The sequence below is a fragment of the Rathayibacter sp. AY1B8 genome (assembly GCF_002932775.1).
Classification (GTDB): domain Bacteria; phylum Actinomycetota; class Actinomycetes; order Actinomycetales; family Microbacteriaceae; genus Rathayibacter.
This window is the reverse complement of the sequence record NZ_PSWJ01000056.1, coordinates 1-871: the sequence shown is the minus strand read 5'-3', so window position 1 is coordinate 871 and position 871 is coordinate 1. Positions and strand designations below refer to the sequence as shown.

Sequence of the window (871 nt, the reverse complement as noted above, 5' to 3'; positions counted from 1 at the left end):
CCTCCCGAAGGAGGATGCGGGGTGCCCGTCTTCTGGGAACCACAAAGTGGACGCAAGCAATCTCTGACCACTCCTACCAGCCTTTACAACGGTATGAGTGTAGTGATTATCAAGTTATCGGCTTATTAGTACCGGTCAGCTCCGACAGTCTTTAGTCCTGTCTTCCACATCCGGCCTATCAACCCAGTCGTCTGGCTGGGAGCCTCTCCCCCGAAGGGATGGAAATCTCATCTCGAAGCCGGCTTCCCGCTTAGATGCTTTCAGCGGTTATCCGTTCCGAACGTAGCTAATCAGCGGTGCTCCTGGCGGAACAACTGACACACCAGAGGTTCGTCCATCCCGGTCCTCTCGTACTAGGGATAGATCTTCTCAAATTTCCTGCGCGCGCAGCGGATAGGGACCGAACTGTCTCACGACGTTCTAAACCCAGCTCGCGTACCGCTTTAATGGGCGAACAGCCCAACCCTTGGGACCTACTCCAGCCCCAGGATGCGACGAGCCGACATCGAGGTGCCAAACCATGCCGTCGATATGGACTCTTGGGCAAGATCAGCCTGTTATCCCCGAGGTACCTTTTATCCGTTGAGCGACAGCGCTTCCACAAGCCACTGCCGGATCACTAGTCCCGACTTTCGTCCCTGCTCGACTTGTCAGTCTCACAGTCAAGCTCCCTTGTGCACTTACACTCGCCACCTGATTGCCAACCAGGTTGAGGGAACCTTTGGGCGCCTCCGTTACTCTTTGGGAGGCAACCGCCCCAGTTAAACTACCCATCAGGCACTGTCCCTGAACCCGATTAGGGTCCGAAGTTAGATATCCAGAGTGACCAGAGTGGTATTTCAACAATGACTCCACGAACACTAGCGTGCCC

Annotated in this window: 1 rRNA gene; it reads right to left on the bottom strand. The window is 55.2% G+C overall.

From position 1 onward, the window contains the following. Positions 1-105: 105 nt before the first annotated feature. Positions 106-871, bottom strand: a 23S ribosomal RNA gene (locus C5C63_RS16620); the annotation flags it as partial.